16 protein-coding genes and 1 pseudogene are annotated in these 18,875 nt (G+C 64.8%); 5 read left to right on the top strand and 12 right to left on the bottom strand.

Features of this window, described 5'->3' with window-relative positions; translation table 11 throughout:
* Nucleotides 1-117: 117 nt before the first annotated feature.
* The 4 genes and pseudogenes from J1C48_RS19235 to rimP all read right to left on the bottom strand — a co-directional run.
* A pseudogene (locus J1C48_RS19235) lies at nt 118-264 on the bottom strand (translation initiation factor IF-2 associated domain-containing protein); the annotation flags it as partial.
* Between the two features lie 91 nt (nt 265-355).
* Nucleotides 356-1,045 carry an RNA-binding protein gene (locus tag J1C48_RS05075; protein WP_207256712.1) on the bottom strand — a complete coding sequence of 230 codons (690 nt, stop codon included), beginning with the start codon at nt 1,043-1,045 and terminating at the stop codon, nt 356-358.
* Nucleotides 1,046-1,103: 58 nt separating this feature from the next.
* Nucleotides 1,104-2,711 (bottom strand): transcription termination factor NusA, encoded by a 1,608-nt coding sequence (nusA, locus tag J1C48_RS05070; protein ID WP_207256711.1) that lies wholly within the window; start codon nt 2,709-2,711, stop codon nt 1,104-1,106.
* Nucleotides 2,712-2,867: 156 nt separating this feature from the next.
* Nucleotides 2,868-3,485, bottom strand: a complete 618-nt coding sequence (gene rimP, locus J1C48_RS05065; protein ID WP_207256710.1) for a ribosome maturation factor RimP — start codon at nt 3,483-3,485, stop codon at nt 2,868-2,870.
* Between the two features lie 629 nt (nt 3,486-4,114).
* Between rimP and J1C48_RS05060 the strand changes: the two genes are divergently transcribed.
* Nucleotides 4,115-4,930 carry a hypothetical protein gene (locus J1C48_RS05060; protein ID WP_207256709.1) on the top strand — a complete coding sequence of 272 codons (816 nt, stop codon included), beginning with the start codon at nt 4,115-4,117 and terminating at the stop codon, nt 4,928-4,930.
* A gap of 175 nt (nt 4,931-5,105) precedes the next feature.
* Here J1C48_RS05060 and J1C48_RS05055 read toward each other — a convergent pair whose 3' ends face one another.
* Both J1C48_RS05055 and J1C48_RS05050 read right to left on the bottom strand, forming a co-directional pair.
* Nucleotides 5,106-8,240: an efflux RND transporter permease subunit gene (locus tag J1C48_RS05055; RefSeq protein WP_207256708.1), complete on the bottom strand. Its 3,135-nt coding sequence runs from the start codon at nt 8,238-8,240 to the stop codon at nt 5,106-5,108.
* A gap of 5 nt (nt 8,241-8,245) precedes the next feature.
* On the bottom strand, nt 8,246-9,742 hold the full coding sequence (locus J1C48_RS05050; protein WP_207256707.1) for an efflux RND transporter periplasmic adaptor subunit: 1,497 nt from the start codon (nt 9,740-9,742) through the stop codon (nt 8,246-8,248).
* Between the two features lie 96 nt (nt 9,743-9,838).
* On the opposite strand from J1C48_RS05050, the gene J1C48_RS05045 reads away from it, so the two are divergent.
* Nucleotides 9,839-10,342 carry a MarR family winged helix-turn-helix transcriptional regulator gene (locus J1C48_RS05045; protein WP_207256706.1) on the top strand — a complete coding sequence of 168 codons (504 nt, stop codon included), beginning with the start codon at nt 9,839-9,841 and terminating at the stop codon, nt 10,340-10,342.
* A gap of 68 nt (nt 10,343-10,410) precedes the next feature.
* Here the strand turns inward: J1C48_RS05045 and J1C48_RS05040 are convergent, their stop codons facing one another.
* Both J1C48_RS05040 and J1C48_RS05035 read right to left on the bottom strand, forming a co-directional pair.
* Nucleotides 10,411-11,553: a CaiB/BaiF CoA transferase family protein gene (locus J1C48_RS05040; protein ID WP_207256705.1), complete on the bottom strand. Its 1,143-nt coding sequence runs from the start codon at nt 11,551-11,553 to the stop codon at nt 10,411-10,413.
* Nucleotides 11,553-12,761 carry an acyl-CoA dehydrogenase gene (locus J1C48_RS05035; RefSeq protein WP_207256704.1) on the bottom strand — a complete coding sequence of 403 codons (1,209 nt, stop codon included), beginning with the start codon at nt 12,759-12,761 and terminating at the stop codon, nt 11,553-11,555. Before J1C48_RS05035 ends, J1C48_RS05040 begins: the two co-directional genes overlap by 1 nt.
* A 206-nt stretch (nt 12,762-12,967) precedes the next feature.
* Between J1C48_RS05035 and J1C48_RS05030 the strand changes: the two genes are divergently transcribed.
* The 3 genes from J1C48_RS05030 to J1C48_RS19090 all read left to right on the top strand — a co-directional run bounded on the left by J1C48_RS05030 (nt 12,968) and on the right by J1C48_RS19090 (nt 14,865).
* A complete protein-coding gene (locus tag J1C48_RS05030; protein WP_207256703.1) occupies nt 12,968-13,909 on the top strand; it encodes a LysR substrate-binding domain-containing protein in 942 nt (313 codons plus the stop codon).
* A 68-nt stretch (nt 13,910-13,977) separates the two neighbouring features.
* Nucleotides 13,978-14,583, top strand: a complete 606-nt coding sequence (locus tag J1C48_RS05025; protein ID WP_231081617.1) for a hemerythrin domain-containing protein — start codon at nt 13,978-13,980, stop codon at nt 14,581-14,583.
* Between the two features lie 159 nt (nt 14,584-14,742).
* On the top strand, nt 14,743-14,865 hold the full coding sequence (locus J1C48_RS19090) for a hypothetical protein (protein ID WP_255679404.1): 123 nt from the start codon (nt 14,743-14,745) through the stop codon (nt 14,863-14,865).
* A 97-nt stretch (nt 14,866-14,962) separates the two neighbouring features.
* Here the strand turns inward: J1C48_RS19090 and J1C48_RS05020 are convergent, their stop codons facing one another.
* From J1C48_RS05020 to J1C48_RS05005, 4 genes are all read right to left on the bottom strand, one after another.
* Entirely contained in the window at nt 14,963-15,709 is a 747-nt protein-coding gene (locus J1C48_RS05020; protein ID WP_207256702.1) for a Crp/Fnr family transcriptional regulator, read from the bottom strand.
* A 307-nt stretch (nt 15,710-16,016) separates the two neighbouring features.
* On the bottom strand, nt 16,017-16,604 hold the full coding sequence (locus tag J1C48_RS19230) for a GntR family transcriptional regulator (protein WP_425523486.1): 588 nt from the start codon (nt 16,602-16,604) through the stop codon (nt 16,017-16,019).
* Nucleotides 16,605-16,836: 232 nt separating this feature from the next.
* A complete protein-coding gene (locus tag J1C48_RS05010; protein WP_207256700.1) occupies nt 16,837-17,781 on the bottom strand; it encodes a 2-hydroxyacid dehydrogenase in 945 nt (314 codons plus the stop codon).
* Nucleotides 17,782-18,023: 242 nt separating this feature from the next.
* Nucleotides 18,024-18,872, bottom strand: a complete 849-nt coding sequence (locus tag J1C48_RS05005) for a fumarylacetoacetate hydrolase family protein (protein WP_207256699.1) — start codon at nt 18,870-18,872, stop codon at nt 18,024-18,026.
* Nucleotides 18,873-18,875 lie beyond the last annotated feature (3 nt).

The raw sequence follows: 18,875 nt of genomic DNA, 5'->3' as shown, positions 1-18,875 counted from the left end.
GGCCGTGGCCGGCGTCGATGCGGCGGGCGTTTCCGCCACCTCCGAAGCGCGTGGCTTCGGGCCACCGGCGACGGCCGGCTTTTGCGGCGTCTCCTCCGGCTTGTGAATCCGCCGCTTCTTCGTCTCGACCACGACATTCTTGGTGCGCCCGTGGCTGAAATTCTGGCGCACCGTCGACTGCTCGACGGCGCGGGGCTTCAGGCTCAGGGTCTTCTTCGTGCTCACATGGAGCGTCTTGTCGTCGCCGGACTTGGTATCGCTCATCTACGCTTCCACTTCCTGCGCGGGATCGGCCCCGCGCCGTTCGTCTTGCCAGGAAGCGTCGCTTATGAGGCGCTTCCGATCATTTGCGGTCTCAACTTTCGACGCTCGCGTCGCCGGATCCGGCGCCGTCGATCATCTGAATGGGGTCCTCGCCCCGATATTTCGCAAGCGCTTCGAAGCGCTTCAACGCAGCCAAACCTGCATCACCGGCAAGGATGGCTGCATGTATCACATTCCACCCGCCCAACGCCAAACTGATTTCGTCCGCACTCAAGAGACGAAACCCCGGAACGGGGCGAGCAGTTTCATGCTGACCGGCGCGGCGAGCCGCGTCGATCTTGCGCAGCCCGTCCTCGGCCGCATCCTGCGCCTGGACGAGGGCCAGCGCCTGGCCCGCGCGCAGCGCCGCCTCGACCTTGGCCGCCCCGGTCACCAGCTGGCGCGCCTTGCGGGCGAGCCCCATGGCACCGGTCGCCTGACGCACCAACAGCGCGTCAACCATCGCCCCGAGATCGTCCGGGGTTTCGACCGCGCTCTTGAAGGCGCGGGCGAACAGCCGCCGCTTCACCGCCTCCTCGACCGCGCTGCGGCTGAAGCAGACGTGGGCACCGCGTCCCGGCAGCCGCCGCTTCAGATCAGGCACGACCCGGTTGTTTGGATCGCGCACAAAGCGAATCAGCGCATCGGCGTCGAGGGCCTGCCGGGTGACGATGCAGCTGCGCGGGTTCAACTCGTCTCCGTCCCCATCGTCCGCCGGCCACTCGCCTTCAGAAAGGCGCATCGCCGGCTCGTGACTGTCAGCCGTGCCGATCACGTCGCAACCCCCGTGCCGATCGCCGTCAGGCCGCGCCCTCGACCGCCTCCTCGGCTTCGTCCTCGCTCTCCGGCCCGGCGAGATCGGCTTCGGTGATCCAGCCAGCCTTCAAGCGCGCCGACAGGATCATTTGTTCGGCATCGGCCCGCGACACTTCGAAATTGCTCAAGGCGCCCGGGAAGCGCTTGGTCTCGCCGTCCTTGCGTTCGCTCCAGCCGGTCAGATCGTCGACGGCGCAGCCGGCGAAATCTTCCAGCGACTTGATATCGTCCTCGCCGAGCGCCACCAGCATCTCAGTGGTCAGGCCGTCGATCGCCTTCAGGTCGTCCGATACGCCGAGTTCGGTGCGCTTGGCGTCGAGTTCGGCCTCGCGGCGCTCGAGGAACTCGCGGGCGCGGGTCTGGATCTCCTGGGCCGTATCCTCGTCGAAGCCCTCGATCGAGGCGACCTCGTCGAGATCGACATAGGCAACTTCCTCGACCGTCGCGAAGCCTTCCGAGGCGAGCAGCTGGCCGACCATCTCGTCGACGTCGAGCGCCTCCATGAAGATTTCGGAGCGCTCCTGAAATTCCTTCTGGCGGCGCTGCGATTCTTCCTCTTCGGTCAGAATGTCGATGTCCCAGCCGGTCAGCTGCGAGGCGAGACGCACGTTCTGGCCACGCCGGCCGATCGCCAGCGACAGCTGATCGTCGGGCACCACCACCTCGATCCGCTCAGCATCCTCGTCGAGCACCACCTTGGCGACTTCCGCCGGCTGCAGCGCGTTGACGAGGAAGGCCGCGGCCTCCGGCGACCAGGGGATGATGTCGATCTTCTCGCCCTGCAACTCGCCGACCACCGCCTGAACACGCGAGCCGCGCATGCCGACGCAGGCACCGACCGGATCGACCGAGGAATCGGACGACACGACGGCGATCTTGGCCCGCGAGCCCGGATCGCGGGCGACCGCCTTGATGGTGATGATCCCGTCGTAAATCTCCGGCACTTCCATGGTGAACAGCTTCGCCATGAATTGCGGATGGGTGCGCGACAGGAAGATCTGCGGCCCGCGCTGCTCGCGGCGCACGTCATAGACATAGGCCCGCACCCGGTCGCCGTAGCGGAAGGCCTCGCGCGGGATCTGCTCGTCGCGGCGGATGATGCCCTCGCCGCGGCCGAGATCGACGATGACATTGCCGTATTCGACCCGCTTCACCGAGCCGTTGACGATCTCGCCGACCCGGTCCCTGAATTCGTCATACTGGCGGTCGCGCTCGGCCTCGCGAACCTTCTGCACGATCACCTGCTTGGCCGACTGGGCGGCGATGCGGCCGAAATCCATCGGCGGCAGCTGCTCGGCGATGAAGTCGCCGGGTTCGGCATCGGGGTTCTTGTCCCGGGCGAGCTCCAGATAGATCTGCGTCGCCGGATTGTCGACGTCCTCGACCACCTCGAGCAGCCGCTGCAACTTCATCTCACCGGTCTTGGTGTTGATGTCGACGCGGATATTGGTCTCCTGGCCATAGCGCGAGCGGGCGGCCTTTTGAATCGCATCGGCCATGGCACCGATCACGATCTCGCGGTCGATGGACTTTTCCCGCGCAACGGCATCCGCGATCTGCAGAAGCTCGAGCCTGTTCGCACTGACTGCCATGGTTCATCTCTCCTGACTGAGATGCCGCGCCGCTGTCGCCCTGATCGCCCGGCCGCTCTCATTCTTCGCCGCCGCGTCGCCATCTTGGCCGATCGCCGCAATCCAGTTCATATCGGCCAATCCGTTTCGGCCGGTTTGTTTCGGTATCCCGCCGGATCAGTGGGGGCGAGCGCCCTTCACCGACCCCGCGTCCTCGCCATCCGCACCGTCCTCAGGCTCGCCGCGCCGCTTGCGCGCCGCCTTGTCAGCCTTCAGCGAGGCAGCGATCAGATCGTCCGTCAGGACGAGCCGCGCTTCGCCGATCGCATCGAGGGGAATCTCGACCGCGGCGGGCTCGCCATAGGCCGGCTGGTCGCGCTCGAGGCGGATCGTCTCGTCGGTCACCGCGACGATCTTGCCGCGAAAGCGCTTGCGTTCGTTGATCAGCCGATTGGTCTCCAGCTTCATCAGGAAGCCGGCCCAGGTCTCCAAATCGCTGCGGCGCACCAGCGGCCGGTCGATTCCCGGCGACGAGACTTCGAGATGATATGCCCGATCCACCGGATCGGCGACGTCGAGAACCGGCGAGATCGCCCGCGAAACGGCTTCGCAATCCTCGACCGTCATGGTGCCGTCGGGCCGCTCGGCCATGATCTGGACGGTCATCCCGTTCAAGCCGGAAATGCGGATGCGCACCAGGCGATATCCCGCCTGCTCGATCGCCGCCTCGACGACGCTCGCGACCTTGGCCTCGAGGCCCTGTTCCTCAACGATGCGCGGTTCGCTTTCGCTCACGCTACCTCACTCGCTACAATCGGGAGCCGCCACCGGCTGAAGCAGCCGTTGCAAACCGCAACCGAAGTCTTCACCGGGCACTTTTACCCAGGCATGACTGCCGTGATGAGACGTCTGACGAAACAAAAAAGAGCGGGACCGGCAGGACCCACTCTCACGACATCACCGCAGAGAATATGGGGCGGGTATACGCCGGTTGGCGTCAATCATCAAGACCCCCATCAAGACCTTGCCGTTCGATCGCCGACTCGCCGCCGGGTTTTCTGCACGGTCGATGTCAGACCGGACGATCGCCTTGTCCTGCCGATCCGCCAAGCCGCCGCAGACCCTCGACCGTGGCCCGTTCCGGGGCGCCCGCGCAGGTTTTTGGACCCGGCGGCCGCGACAGGATGATGCATTGAATCTCGAAAAATCGCGCCCCAAACTCGGCGCCGACCGACCGACACGAATTCGAACCGGCATAATATTACCGACTTGTAATTTTCGGTCGGGAGTGGGATGATGCCCGTGGGGCTTATTGACGGCATGCAATAATGTTAATTCAGTTTCCAGGTCGGTTGGACCTCGTTCGCGAGCGTGTCTGCCAGTCCTCACTATGCCCCTGTTCCTGGCCTCGCCTGACGCGCGCGATGGAATCCACCCTGCCGGGCGTCGAGGCCCGGCTGGAGCGGATCGATAGGGATGTGACGCTTCGCGGCCTCAAATCCAGCCAGGCGCTGTCCGTGGCCAACCGGGCACGGTTGCGATACACCGAAAACGGCTATCGGGACGATGGCTATCCGGCTTTCGAGCCTGGCGTGGTTTTGCGGCTCGATCAGACCGATGATCCGGCCTTTCCCGAGCTTTCGCCACCGGCCGGCGTCGTCGGGGCGGGACTGGTGCTGCATGACTGTGTTCAGCAGAGCTGGGTGCTGACCCTTTGCGCCGCGGACAGCCTGCAACACACTCTCATGCCATCGATCATGATCTTCCTGCAGCGGCTGGCGCCCGATCTCTTGAACGCCTTCACCGTCTCCCATGCGATCGGCAGCCCGGATCAGCCAAGCCGGACACTGATCGAACACGTCTGGGACCAGCTGCCGGCCCCGGCAATGCTGCTCGACGCCGAATTGTCGATCGGCGCGATGAACGTCGCCGCCGAAGCCTTGCATCAAGAGGCCCGCTATTTCCGCCCGAATTTCGTAAAAGACCATTTGCGGCTGGCCAATCGCGAGGACACCTATGCCCTGGAAGCGGGCATCGGTCGGCTGTTGCATGGCCGCTCGGCAAACAGCCGCCGTGAATCGACGCGAATCGTCTTGAACGGCGTCGGCAATCAGCGCCCCCTGAAGGTCGAGCTGCACCGCGCCGGGTCGTCGGCGTGGCGCCGCCAATTCGTGCCGGAACTGGCCGCAAGTTCGCATGTCGTCGCGGTCTTCCCGGACGAGGAGCACAGCCACCTCTGACCGAAGTGCCTCACCCCGGGGCCATCAGCTTTCAAAGCCTGGCTTGAAAAGGCCATCGGCCCGAAAATCGGAATCGATTTTCGGGCCAATGCGTTGAATCAGTCAGATCGCGCGTCCTTTGTGCGTTCTGTCGGACGCACGGCGCGCTGACATGTCGACGTGGGCGCCTTCGCGACTATTCGGCCGGCACGGCGTCCGTGTCGCCGGCGCTGCGGTCCCGCTTCAGCCGGCCGGTCACGCCCATCACCACGACGAAAAACAGCGGCACGAAGAAGACGCCGAGGGCCGTCGCCGAGATCATGCCGCCCATCACGCCGATACCGATCGCCCGCTGGGCGCCCGAACCGGCCCCCGTCGCGATCGCCAGCGGGGTGACGCCGAGGATGAAGGCGAAGGAGGTCATCAGGATCGGCCGGAGCCGGAGCCGCGCCGCGTGCAGCGTCGCCTCCACCAGCCCCTCGCCCCGCTCGCGCAGATCGCGGGCGAATTCGACGATCAGAATCGCGTTCTTCGCCGCGAGTCCAATGGTCGTCAAAAGCCCGACCTTGAAATAGATGTCGTTGCTCTGCCCGGTCAGATGCGCGGCCAACATGGCGCCGAAGACGCCGACCGGCACGGCGAGAATCACCGAGAACGGGATCGACCAGCTTTCATAGAGCGCGGCGAGACACAGGAACACCACCAGCACCGAAATACCGTAGAGCAGGCCCGCTTGCGAGCCGGACAGCTGCTCCTGATAGGAGGCGCCGGTCCATTCCATGGTCATGCCGTGGCCGAGATCGGAGACGAGGCTGCTGATCCGGTCCATCGCCGTGCCGGAGCTGACGCCGTCGGCCTGCTGGCCCTGGATCTCCACCGCGGCGACGCCGTTATAGCGCTCCAGCCGCGGCTCGCCCTCGCTCCAGCTCTTGCGGGTAAAGGCCGAGAACGGCACCATCTCGCCCTTGTCGTTGCGCACATACCAACGGTCGATATCGCTCGGCACCATACGGAACGGTGCGTCGCCCTGGACATAGACCGGCTTGATCCGGCCATCCTGATCGAAATCGTTGACGTAGCTGCCGGCCCAGGCGGTGGACAGGGCCGCGTTGATGTCGGACACGCCGACGCCCAGCGCCCCGGCGAGGCGATTGTCGATGTCGATCTTGAATTCCGGCTGATCGGCCTGGGTGTTGCGGCGCACCTGCGTCAAATCCGAATCGGCATTGGCCTTGGCGATCAGATCCTCGGCCGATCGGTTCAGCTGGGTCCGACCGGCATTGCCGGTGTCCTTCAGATAGAGTTCGAAGCCGCCCGAAGCGCCGAGACCGCGGATCGCCGGCGGTGAGAGCGCCAGCACCGTGCCGTCGCGGATCTGCGAGAAGGCCCCCATGGCGCGGCCGGCAATCGCGCTGGCGCTCTGGCCCGGACCGGTCCGCTCGCCCCAGTCCTTCAGCTTGACGAAGACGAGTGCATTGTTCTGCCCGGTTCCAGAGAAGGAAAAGCCGAGGGCGGCAAAGACGCTGGCAACGTTCCTCTTCTCCTTGCCGAGATAGTAATTCTCGACCTTTTCGACGACCGCCTTGGTGCGGTCCTGGGTCGATCCCGGCGGCAACTGGATCATCGTCATCAGGACGCCCTGATCCTCCTGCGGCAGGAAAGAGGTCGGCAGCTTGGTGAACAACCACCAGGTCCCGCCGCCGATCAGCAGGAAGACGATCAGCGCCCGCAGCGGCCGTCGCGCGACGCCCCCCGCCCCGGCGACATAGCCGTTGGTGAGCTTTGCAAAGCCGGTGTCGAAGATCCGGAAGACGATGTTCTTCTTGCCGTGAACCGGCTTCAGCATGGTTGCGCAGAGTGCCGGCGTCAAAACGATGGCGATGAACACCGACAACAGCATCGCGGTGACGATGGTGATCGAGAACTGCTGATAGATGACGCCGACCGACCCCCCGAAAAACGCCATCGGCAGGAACACCGCCGACAGGACGAGGGCGATGCCGACCAGGGCGCCGGTGATCTCGCCCATCGACTTCTCCGTCGCATCGCGCGGCGAGAGCCCCTCTTCCGACATCACCCGCTCGACATTCTCGACGACGACGATGGCGTCGTCGACGAGCAGGCCGATGGCGAGCACCATGGCGAACATCGTCAGCGTGTTGATCGAAAAGCCCGCGACCGACAATACGCCGAAGGTGCCGAGCAGCACCACCGGCACGGCGATGGTCGGAATCAGCGTCGCCCGCAAGTTCTGGAGGAAGACCAGCATGACGAGGAAGACCAGCCCGATCGCCTCGAACAGGGTCTCGTAGACCTTGTCGATCGACAGCTGGACGAAGGGCGTCGTGTCGTAGGGATAGACGATGTCGACATCGGCCGGCAGCGAGGGTTTCAGCGCCGTCAAGGCCTTGCGCACGCCGGCCGAGGTGTCGATGGCGTTGGCCCCGGTCGCCATCGAGACGCCGAAGCCGGCCGCCGGATGGCCGTCGTAGCGCGCCTCGCTCTGATAGCTCTTGGCGCCGATCTCCACCCGCGCGACATCGCCGAGGGTGACGAGCGAACCGTCGGCCTCGGTCTTCAAGATGATCGAACGAAACTGCGCCGGCGTCTCCAGCTGGCTCTGGGAGGTCACCGTGTAGTTCATCTGGGTGCCGGCCACCTGCGGCAGCTGGCCGAGCTGGCCGACGGACACCTGCGTGTTCTGTGCCTTCACCGCGGTGGTGACGTCGGAGGGCGTCAGCTGGAATTCGGCGAGCTTGGCCGGATCGAGCCAGATCCGCATGGCATAGCCGGAGCCGAAGATATTGAGGTCGCCGACGCCGTCGACCCGCCGGATCGTGTCTTCCAACCGGGTCGCGACCATGTCGGCAAGATCAGTGGAGGTGTAGTCCGGATTTTTCGAGGTCAGCGCCGCGACCATCAAGATGCCGTCCGAGGCCTTGGTGACGGTCACGCCCTGCTGCTGCACGGATTCCGGCAGCTGCGATTCGACCATCGACAGCTTGTTCTGGGTCTGGACCTGGGCGATGTCGGGATCCGTCCCGGTCTCGAAGGTCAGACGGATATTGGCCTGGCCGGAATTGGTCGAGGAGGAGGAGATGTACATCAGGCCGTCGAGGCCGGTCATGTTCTCCTCGATGATCTTGGTCACCGAATTTTCGACCGTCTCGGCGCTGGCGCCCGGATAACTCGCGGTGATCGAGACCGACGGCGGGGCGATATTCGGATATTGCGCGATCGGCAGGCGAAACAGGGCCAACACGCCGAACAGCATAATGCCGATAGCGATGACCCAGGCAAAGACCGGCCGGCGGATGAAGAATGTCGCCATCCGCCCTACTCCTTCGCTCCGCGGGCGGCTGACTTGGCACCGCCCGTGTCGCTGCCTTGCGCATTCCCGGCCCCTTGCGCATTCCCAATCTTGGCCGATGCCGGCGTCGCCGCAGCCGCTTCGCCGCGCGGCTGCGGCGGCGACGGCTTGGCCGCCGCGCCGGCTGAGGCGGCTGCCGTCGCCGAGGGCGTCTCGTCCATCGTCATCTCATCGGTGGCCATCGCCGGCGTCGCGGCCTTGCCGTCGCCTTTCGTCACCGGAACGGCGAGCCCCTTGGCGTCGATCGTCACCGCGACCGTCTCGACTTTCGCCCCGGCCCGGACCTTCTGCAGCCCGTCGACGATCAGCTTGTCGCCGGCCGCGACGCCCTTGGTCACCAGCCAGTTGGTGCCGATATCGGTGGAGGCGTCGAGCACCCGCTCTTCGGCGGTGCCGTCCGGCTTGACGAACATCGCCACCGGATCACCCTTCTGATTGCGCGAAACCGCCCGCTGCGGCAGCAGCAAGCCCTTCTCATCGATCGCCAGCCGGATCGTGCCGCGCACATACATGCCCGGCAGCAGGACGTTGTGCGGATTGGGAAAGCGCGTGCGGACGGTAAAGCTCGACGTCGTCTGGGAAACGAACTGATCGGCGGCGTCGATCGTGCCGGTCTCATTGTAGCTCGAGCCGTCGGCGAACTGGATCGACACCTGGGTATGGCCCTTGTGGGCTGGCCCCACCAGAGGCTGCAGACCCCCTTTGCGGATCTGGTCGCGGAATTTCAGCAAATTGCCGGAGCTTTCGGTGAAATCGACATAGACCGGATCGATCTGGCGGATCGTCGCCAGCGCGGTCGATTGATTGGCAGTGACGAGATTGCCGGGATTGGCGGTGTTGGTCCCGACACGGCCAGAAATCGGCGCCTCGATCGAGGTGTAATTGAGATTGAGCTTGGCGGTTTCGAGCGCCGCCTGGGCCACGGCGATATCGGCCTGGGCCTGGCGATACGTCGACAGGGAATCGTCGAGATTCTGCTTGCTGACGACATTGGAGGCCGACAGGTTCTTGTAACGCTCATATTGCAGCTTGGCCGATTCCGCGGCCGCCTCGTTCTTCTGCAGCGTCGCCTCGGCGGAATCGACCTCGGCCTTATAGCTCTTGTCGTCGAGCTTATAGAGAACCTGGCCCTTCTTGACCTCGGTGCCCTCCTCGAACAGCTGCTCGGTGAGCAATCCGCCGACCTGGGGGCGCACATCAGCGGTCTTGAAGGCGACCACCCGGCCGGCGACATGAGCGGTGATCACCACCGGCTGCGGTTCGATGGTCATGACGCCGACCTTCACCGGGCCGCTTCGGCCATGGCCGCCATGGGCCGCCGCTTGCCCTTTGCCGCCGCTCTCGCCGCTTTCCGAACAGGCCGCAAGCGCCATCGTCATCAACGCGACAGCGAGAACGCGGCCCGTGCGGCGCGGCGCCAAACTCGCCGGGTGGAATTTGTTCGATACGACTTGTCGCTTCATGCCTGTCGTCCCCTTCGGAAACAGCGACGCCGACTTGACGAACCGGCGCGCCCGGCTCATTACATGCAAGATTGCATATGTTGCAAGAAAGACGAGATGAACAATCCCGCCCCTAGCGAAATCGTGACCGCCTTTCACCGCCTCCACGCGAATGTGATGGCGCGCGTCTTTCCCCACATGGCGCGGATTCTAAAAGGTCAGGAGATCTCGTTCCTGCACTTCGTGGCGATGTTCAAAATTCGGGTCGCCGGCTCGCAGAGCGTCGCGAGTATCGCAAAGGAAGTGGAACTCACCCATGCCGCGGCAAGCCGGATGGTGGACCGGCTGGTCAAGGGCGGCTATGTCGACCGCGTCGAAAATCCCGCCGATCGCCGCCAGAAGCTGATCAGCCTGACGCCGAAGGGCAGCGCCCTGCTCGAAGAGCTGCCGGCGGCAACGCTTGACGGCTATGCGGACATTCTCGCCAAGCTTCCCGATGAGTTGATCGCACAACTCTGCGAGCCGATGCGCAACCTTTACGCTGCGCTTCCACCCCGCCCGAGACGGCCGGCTTCACCCCAGCCGACCGTGACGAGAAACGACGCGGCCGACAAGGGCTGAGCCCGCTCCGGTCCTGCCGGCGCGGCCGGCCGCAAACCGGCCGCGCCTCAATGCGCGGGTTTTCGGGATCAATCGCCAAACCGAACTGCGGCGATGCTCGCCGCGCGGTCGAGCGCCGGGGCCGGCTTGTCGGTCGACAGCGCGCTTCTTGAAAAGACGATCGGGGTGCGCAGTCCCGGCACGCCGCCGGCCATAATCTTCAGGCCGCGATGGGCGATCTGCGGTTGCTCCAGCGCCTCGGCCACGGTGTTGATCGGCCCGCCGGGAACGCCCGCGCTTTCGAGCGCCGCGATGATTGTGGTCCGGTCGAGCCTTCCGATCGCCGGCCCAAGCAGCGCCGTCAGCCGCTCGCGATTGTCCACCCGCGCCGGATTGGTGGCGAAGGCCGGATCGGAGGCCAACGCCGCGAGATCCAGCACTCGGCAGAGCGCCGCGAACTGGCGGTCATTGCCGCAGGCGACGATGACATGGCCGTCCTTGGCGGCGAAGACCTGATAGGGGACGATATTGGGGTGGGCATTGCCCATGCGCTTTGGTGAGCGGCCCGACACCAGCGCGTTCATCGCCTGATTGGCGAGCGCCGCGACACCGCAATCGAGCAGCGCCAGATCGACATGCTGGCCGCGCCCCGAGCGCTGGCGCTCGAGCAGCGCCGACTGAACGGCGATGACGCCGTAAAGCCCGGTCAAAATATCGATCCAGGCGACGCCGATCTTCTGCGGCGCGCCGTCGGGCTCGCCGGTCAGATCCATAATCCCGCAAAGGCCCTGGATCAGAAAGTCGTAGCCCGGTCGCGCCGCCTCCGGTCCGGTCTGGCCGAAGCCGGTGATCGAGGCGTAGACGAGGCCGGGATGCTTCGCCTCCAGGCTCTCATAATCGAGCCCGAAACGCGCCAGCCCGCCGACCTTGAAATTCTCGACGACGACGTCCGCCTCGCCGATCAGCCGCTTCAGCGCGGCGAGCTGCGCGCCATCCTTGAAGTCGCAGGTGACCGAGGTCTTGCCGCGGTTCGCCGCGTGGAAATAGGCGGCGCTGCGTCCGGTCTCGTCCTCGATGAAGGGCGGGCCCCAGCTGCGGGTGTCGTCGCCCTCCGGTGCCTCGACCTTGATCACCTCGGCGCCGAGATCGGCCAAGGTCTGGCCGATCCAGGGCCCGGCGAGGATGCGGGCGAGCTCGACGACCCTCAGTCCCTTGAGCGGCGCATCCGGCATCAGAAGAACGCCTGCAGCCCGGTGATCGCCCGGCCGAGGATCAGCGCGTGAACGTCGTGGGTACCCTCATAGGTGTTGACGGTCTCCAGATTGACCATGTGGCGCATGACGCCGAATTCCTCGGAGATGCCGTTGCCGCCGTGCATGTCGCGGGCCATACGGGCGATGTCGAGCGCCTTGCCGCAATTGTTGCGCTTGACCAGCGAGATCATCTCCGGCGCGGCATTCGCCTCGTCCATCAGCCGGCCGACCCGCAATGACGCCTGCAGGCCGAGGGCGATCTCGGTCTCCATGTCGGCGAGCTTCTTCTGGAACAGCTGGGTCTGCGCCAGCGGCCGACCGAACTGCTTGCGGTCGAGGCCATATTGGCGGGCGGCCTGAAAGCAGGCCTCGGCGGCGCCCATTACGCCCCAGGAAATGCCGTATCGGGCCCGGTTGAGGCAGCCGAAGGGCCCCTTCAGCCCCTCGACATTGGGCAAAAGCGCGTCTTCCGACACCTCGCAGTCGGCGAGCACGATCTCGCCGGTAACGCTGGCGCGCAGGGACAGCTTGCCGCCGATCTTCGGCGCCGACAGCCCCTTGGTGCCCTTGTCGAGCACAAAGCCACGGATCTTGCCGCCATGGGCCTCCGATTTCGCCCAGACGACGAAGACGTCGGCGATCGGCGCGTTGGAGATCCACATCTTCGAGCCGTTCAGCAGATAGCCGCCATCGGTTTTCCTGGCGAGGGTCTTCATCGAGCCCGGATCGGAGCCGGCATCGGGCTCGGTCAGGCCGAAACAGCCGATGAATTCGCCCGAGGCGAGCTTCGGCAGATACCGCCGGCGCTGCTCTTGCGAGCCATAGGCATAGATCGGATACATCACCAGCGAGGACTGCACCGACATCATCGAGCGATAGCCGGAATCGATCCGCTCGATTTCGCGGGCGACGAGGCCATAGGCCACGTAAGACCCGCCGATGCCGCCATAATCTTCGGGGATGGTGACGCCGAGCAGGCCCATTTCCCCCATCGCTGTAAACACCGATGGGTCGACCCGTTCCTCGCGCGCCGCATCGGTGACGGCAGGGGCGAGGCGGCTTGCGGCGAAATTCGCCGCAGCCTCGGCAAGCATCCGCTCGTCCTCGGAGAGCTGAGTGGCAAGACGGAACGGATCCGACCAGTCGAAGCGGCCCAGATCCGGCGCGTCCTTGGGCGTATGGGCCATGATTATTCTCCCAGATGCATCCAAAACTGCCCTTGTGATAGCACCGGCATACCAGGCGCTTCAAACGCATTGGACTTGCAGTCTCATGAATATTTCTCATGAAGTACGAGCAAAGCTCAGCCCGCTATCGCCACTGATCCGCGCCCAAGCGCGGATCAGTGGCGGCGCCGGTCGGGCCCGCTTTGGCTGGCCATGGAACGATCCGCATGCGACGCGCCTACACGCCGACGATCGGCGAACTCGAAGCCTTTCGCGCCCTTGCCGAAGCCGGATCGGCGACCCGCGCCGGCCAGACCCTCGGCCTCACCCAGAGCGCCATCAGCCGGTCGCTGCAGAGCCTTGAAGAGCGGCTCGGCGTGCGATTGTTCCACCGGGTTAGACGGCGGCTCATCCTCTCCGACGCCGGCCGCTCCTTCCTGCGCGACGCCGACCGCATCCTCGCCGAACTCGACGGCGCGGCGCTCACCGTCATGTCCTTCGGCGGCCGGGAAAAGCTGTTGCGCCTGGTGGCATTGCCGACCTTCGCCAGCGCCTGGCTGATCCCGCGGCTTGCCGGCTTTGCCGCACTCGCGCCGGACATCACCGTCGATGTCACCTCGGCGCTGCAGCCGGTCGATTTTTCCCGCGCGCCCGCTGACGCCGCGATCCAGCGGCTGGAGCTGCGCTCGCGCGGCGCCGAGGCGATCGCGTTGCTTGATGAGAGTCTGATCGTCGTCGCCAGCCCGCGCATCGTTGGAGACTCTGGAGACCTGCCGGACGAAGCGCTCGCCACGCTGCCGCTGATCCAGCAGGCGACCCGGCCCGATCTCTGGTTACGTTGGTTTCAGGAGGCGCAGCTCGACGCGGTCCGCATTCTGAGGGGTCCGCGCTTTGAGCATTTTGGCATGGTGCTGGCGGCCGCAAGGGCTGGGCTGGGCGCCGCGCTGGTGCCGGCGATCCTTGTCGAAGAGGAGATCGCGACAGGCCGGCTGGTGCGCGCCTCGTCCCAGACGATCGACGGCGGATCGCCCTATGCGCTGATCTTTCCGCCGCAACAGGCCGACAATGCGTCGTTCCGGCGGTTTCGCGACTGGCTGGTCGCCGAGGCAGGCGGCGGGCCTGTCCCGGAGGACCCCGAGACGCCAGGGAATCTCAAGCCGTTGACATAAATCAAGGCGGCCCGCTGGCCGGCGGACGACAACGGACCTGGCAATGTCACGATTATCGGAGTCGATCCATGCCGCTTCCCCATCGGTCTGCCTGCTCCGCCGATCCGTCGGCGATCATCTCGAACGACGACGAAACCCACGCGGTCGTTCTGTTGCGGCCGGCGATCCAGCCGCGTCCCGACATGGTCAGCGCCCTCACCGGCGCCATCGGCTCGGATGAACCGACCGACCGGCTTCAGCGCCACGATATTCAGGACGCGCTGCGCCAGCAGCTCTCGCTCCAGCGCCGGCTGTGTTCCGCCTTGGAGGAGATCGCCGATGCTTTGCCGGATAACCTCAATACCCAAGGCGCGCTGCATGTCGCGCGGCTGATCGGTCCGACCATTCGCCGCGCCCACGCCTTCGAGGAAGAGACGATTTTTCCGCTGCTCACCCAGCACTTTTCGGCCCATCCCGATCTGCGCGCGACCCTCGAACGGCTGCATTTCGAGCATTGGGAAGACGAAAGCTTTGCCGACGAACTTGCCGACAAGCTCGCCGATTACATCCGTCATCGGCCGTCGCAAAATGCCGAGGCGCTGGGCTATATGCTGCGCGGTTTCTTCGAGGGCCTGCGCCGGCACATCGCCTTCGAGTCAGAGCATGTGATGCCGCTTCTCGCCAGGATCGGGTGATGCCATGACCCCGCACCGGATCGACCATCGCGCCGTCCTCCAGCGCTACGGCGCCGCATTTCACCCTGGGCGCGGGACCGGCGCTGCGAGCGGAACTCTGCGCCGGGCTCGACGTGAAGACGCCGGTTCGGCCCGGCGGCGAGCGATCCGGACGGGCTCGTGACGATCGAGAGGCGGCGTTTCGTCATTCGCCCGCAGGCGCGCAGCCTGACCCGCATCGTCGCCTCCTGGTTCGACGCCCACCTGCAGCGAAGCGAAGCGCGCTATTCGAAAGCGGTCTGAGACGCCGTCCAATCGAAAAGGCGCAGCCGGTCTGTTGCCGATGCTCGGTAAAGCTCCCATCGCAAGCGCCAGCCTGCTCCGAGGCTGTTAACGAGCCCTACTCGGCCTCGCAGCGAGCACGCAGCCGTTCGATATCCGGCACCGTCACCGAGCGGTTGTTCTCGACCACGATCACCCTGGCCTTTCTGAGCTTGGTGATCTGGCGGCTGACCGTCTCGATGGTCAGCCCGAGAAAATCGGCGATATCGGCCCGCTTCAAGGGCAGTTCGAAACAGATCGAACCGTTGGATTCGGCCGCTTCCGGCTCGATATTCTCGGCAATCATCAGCAAAAAGCTCGCCACCTTTTCAGCGGCCGTCTTGCGGCCGAGGGTGAGGATCCATTCGCGGGCTTCGTCGAGTTCATCGAGCGCCTGTTGATAAAGTCGGCGTTCGAGATCCGGCGAGCGGGCGATCATGTCGTCCATCACCACCCTGGGAAAGCTGCACAGACTGACATTCGTCGCCGCCTCCGCCGTCACCTCGCCTGTCGGGCGAAACGGCCGGCCGACGAAATCCGGGGCAAATTGCAAGCCGACGATCTGCTGGCGGCCATCGGCCATCAACCGGGTCAGCTTCACGACCCCCGACAGGACGTTGGAATAGTGATGAACGTCCTCGCCGGCCACCGTGACCTCGACGTCTCGCGACAGTCGGTGCCTGGTGGTGTGGCGGCTGAGATGACTGAGCTGCTCCGGCGTCAGCGCCCCGCAAATGCCGCGATGACGGGCTTCGCAGGCCCGGCAGACGACCGGCACCTCGGAATTGTGGATGTCGAGGCGCTTGTCCGCTTGATTCGCGCCCATGTCACGATCCTTCGCCTAGCGCGCCGTATGTCCGGTAGGAGACACAAAGGACGCGCTTTCTTATGGATTCGACGCGTCGTGCTTTGCCGAAAATCGATTTCGATTTTCTCGCCGATGCTGTCGTCGTTCATGCCGCCAAAGCCGCACAAGATATGTGGTCCTGTCAATTGCGAAAGCATATCGAATCCGCATGTCTGCAATGCACGGTGGTTTTCCTTGAGGCCCATCGATCGGGATGGCGATGGACCGGCCCCTCCGGCGCGATATGGCAAGCCGGCGATCGTGCGCCGGTCAGGCCCTGCCAGGCTCAGTCGAACGGAAAGCGCGGTTGACGATCAAGGACCGCGTCGCGCACGGACAGAACGTGATCGCGCATCGCGGTCGCGGCCGCTTCGCCGTCATGGCGCAAGATCGCCTCGGTGATCGGCGGATGACCGTCCTCGAAAATCAGCGACGGATCACCGGCCGGCGCCAGCGCATAGCGGAACGGAACCAGCCGCCGCCGGATGCCGATCACCGTTTCGCGCAAAAATCCATTGCCCGCCCCGCTGTGGATCAAGCCGTGAAAGCGGTCATCGCAGTTATAATAAACAAGAATCTGGCCGCTTTTTGCAGCTTGCGCACAGGCTTCAGAGGCGGCGCGAAAATCCGCTTCATCGAACGTGCCCTCGTTTTGCGCGCACAGCCTGGCGCAGACCGCTTCAAGCTCGGCCAGAACCGTGAAGGTCTCAGAGACCTGCCGGGCCGACAGACGAGCGACGATCGCGCCGCGATGCGGTCGCGAAAAGGCCAGTCCTAACGATTCCAGTTGCCGCAACACTTCGCGGATGGGGGTTCTCGAGACACCGAATTCAGCTGCAAGACCAACTTCGTCGAGGCCCTCGCCCGGCCTCATCTTTCCCTCAACGATTCGTTCGGCGAGGACTTCGCGGATCATGTCGACCCGAGTCCGTTTGCTCACTCCGACTGCGCTCCTTCGCCATGCCATGCCCCACGCTTGGCCGAACATGAGATGATTCTACTATTTATCCAAGTGTTTTTTCGAAGATGCGACCATAAATTATCGTGTATTCTATCGGTGATGCGATCAAAAATTGTAAAATCGGCAATTTCAGCGGCCGAAGCGCTCAAACCACCGGGCTGATCAGCGGTTCGCCGCGAAGCTGAGCCTTGAGATTGCGCACCACCATCTGGCCCATGGCGCTCCGCGTCTTGTGCGAGGCCGAGCCCTGGTGAGGCAGTAAGACGACATTGTCGAGCGTCCGCAGCCGCTCAGGGACCTGCGGCTCCTCGGCAAAGACATCGAGCGCCGCCCCGCCAAGCTCGCCGGCCTCCAAGAGCGCGATCATCGCCGCCTCGTCGACCAGCGAGCCGCGAGCGACATTGACGAGCTTGCCGGCCGGTCCGAGCGCCGTCATCACCGCGCGGCCGACGATGCCTTTGGTCGAAGCCGAACCGGGAGCGATAACAATCAACCAGTCCACGTCGCGGGCCATCGCTTCGAGATCGGCATAATATGGGTAAGGCTGGTGCTCCTGCCGGTTGCGGCCGTGATAGACCACCTCCATCTGAAACGCCTGCAGCAGCTTGGCGATCGCCTTGCCGATGCGGCCGAGGCCGAGAATGCCGACCCGCCGGCCGGTCAGCTCATCGGTCAGCGGAAAATTCCCCTCCGCCGCCCAGCGCCCCTGGCGCACATAACGGTCGGCCTGCGGGATTTGATGGCACAGCGCCAGCATCAGGCCGAGGGTGACCTCCGCGACGCAGTTGTTCAGGACGTTTGGCGTGTTGGTGACGGACACCCCGGCCGCCTTCGCCGCCGTGACGTCGACCGCGTCGTAGCCGACACCGAAGGAGGCGATCAGCTCGAGCTTCGGCAGGGCGTCGATCATTGCCTTGGAGGCGCCGTGATGGCCGTCGGTGGCGATGAACCGAGTTGTCGGCGCCAAGCGTTGAAGCAGCGCCGGCTTGTCTTCGGCCGCAAAATAGCGGTGCAGGGTGAAGTCGTCCTCCAGTGCCTGAACGATCGGATCGGCATAGGGGCAGATTTGCAAAAGATCGGGCTTGGTCATGGCAAAGAAGTCCCTGATGGTGCGTTCGAAAAGGCCGCCGCCATCGGCCCAAGCGGCGTCACGGGCCGGCGGCGATACTCCGCCTGCGACCAGCGTGCCCGTTTGGGCGCGGAAAGCGACGGCATATCAGCCCGCTGTCGGACGCCCGTGCAAGGCGCCCGGCAAGCATCGCGAGCAGGGTCACAGCGGCGGCGCTGCTTTGCCGGCGTAAAAAACCCGCAAAGCGCCCCACCGCCGAACCGTCAGTCGCGGGCCGGAATGACCGTCTGCTTCTGCGCGCCAAGGCCGGCAATGCCGAGGGTCATGACGTCGCCGGGCTTGAGATATTGCGGCGGCTTCATGCCCATGCCGACACCCGGAGGCGTGCCGGTGGTGATGACATCGCCCGGCATCAGCGTCATGAATTGCGAGACGTAGGACACGACATGCGGCACATTGAAGATCAGCGTGTTGGTGTTGCCGGTCTGGCGCCGCTCGCCATTGACGTCGAGCCACATGTCGAGATCGTGCGGATCTAAGACCTCGTCGCGGGTGACGAGCCAGGGGCCGAGCGGGCCGAAGGTGTCGTGGCTCTTGCCCTTGGTCCACTGGCCCTGACGCTTGATCTGGAAGCTGCGCTCGGAAATGTCGTTCATCACCGCAAAACCGGCGACATAGTCCATCGCCTCCGACTGCGAGACATATTTGGCGCGCGAGCCGATGATCACCGCCAGCTCCACCTCCCAGTCGAGAGCGTCGGAGCCGCGCGGCTGCTCGACCTCGTCATTCGGGCCGCACAACGCATTGATCTGCTTGGTGAAGATGATCGGCTCCGATGGCGGTTCGGCACCGGTCTCGGCGGCATGGTCGGAATAGTTGAGGCCGATGCAGAGGATCTTCGATACCCCGCCGACGCAGGCCCCGAAGCGCGGAGTGCCGTCGACCACCGGCAACGAGGCCGGGTCGATCGCCTTCAGCGCCTGCAGGCCTTTCTGAGAGAGGACGTCGCCGGCAATGTCCGAGACATGGCTGGAGAGATCGCGGATCTTGCCGTCGGCATCGATCATGCCGGGCTTTTCCTGGCCGAGCGGGCCGTAACGCACGAGTTTCATGGT

Origin of the sequence: Jiella flava, assembly GCF_017349315.1 — a bacterium.
GTDB lineage: Bacteria > Pseudomonadota > Alphaproteobacteria > Rhizobiales > Rhizobiaceae > Jiella > Jiella flava.
This window is presented reverse-complemented; position numbering and strand designations above follow the sequence as displayed.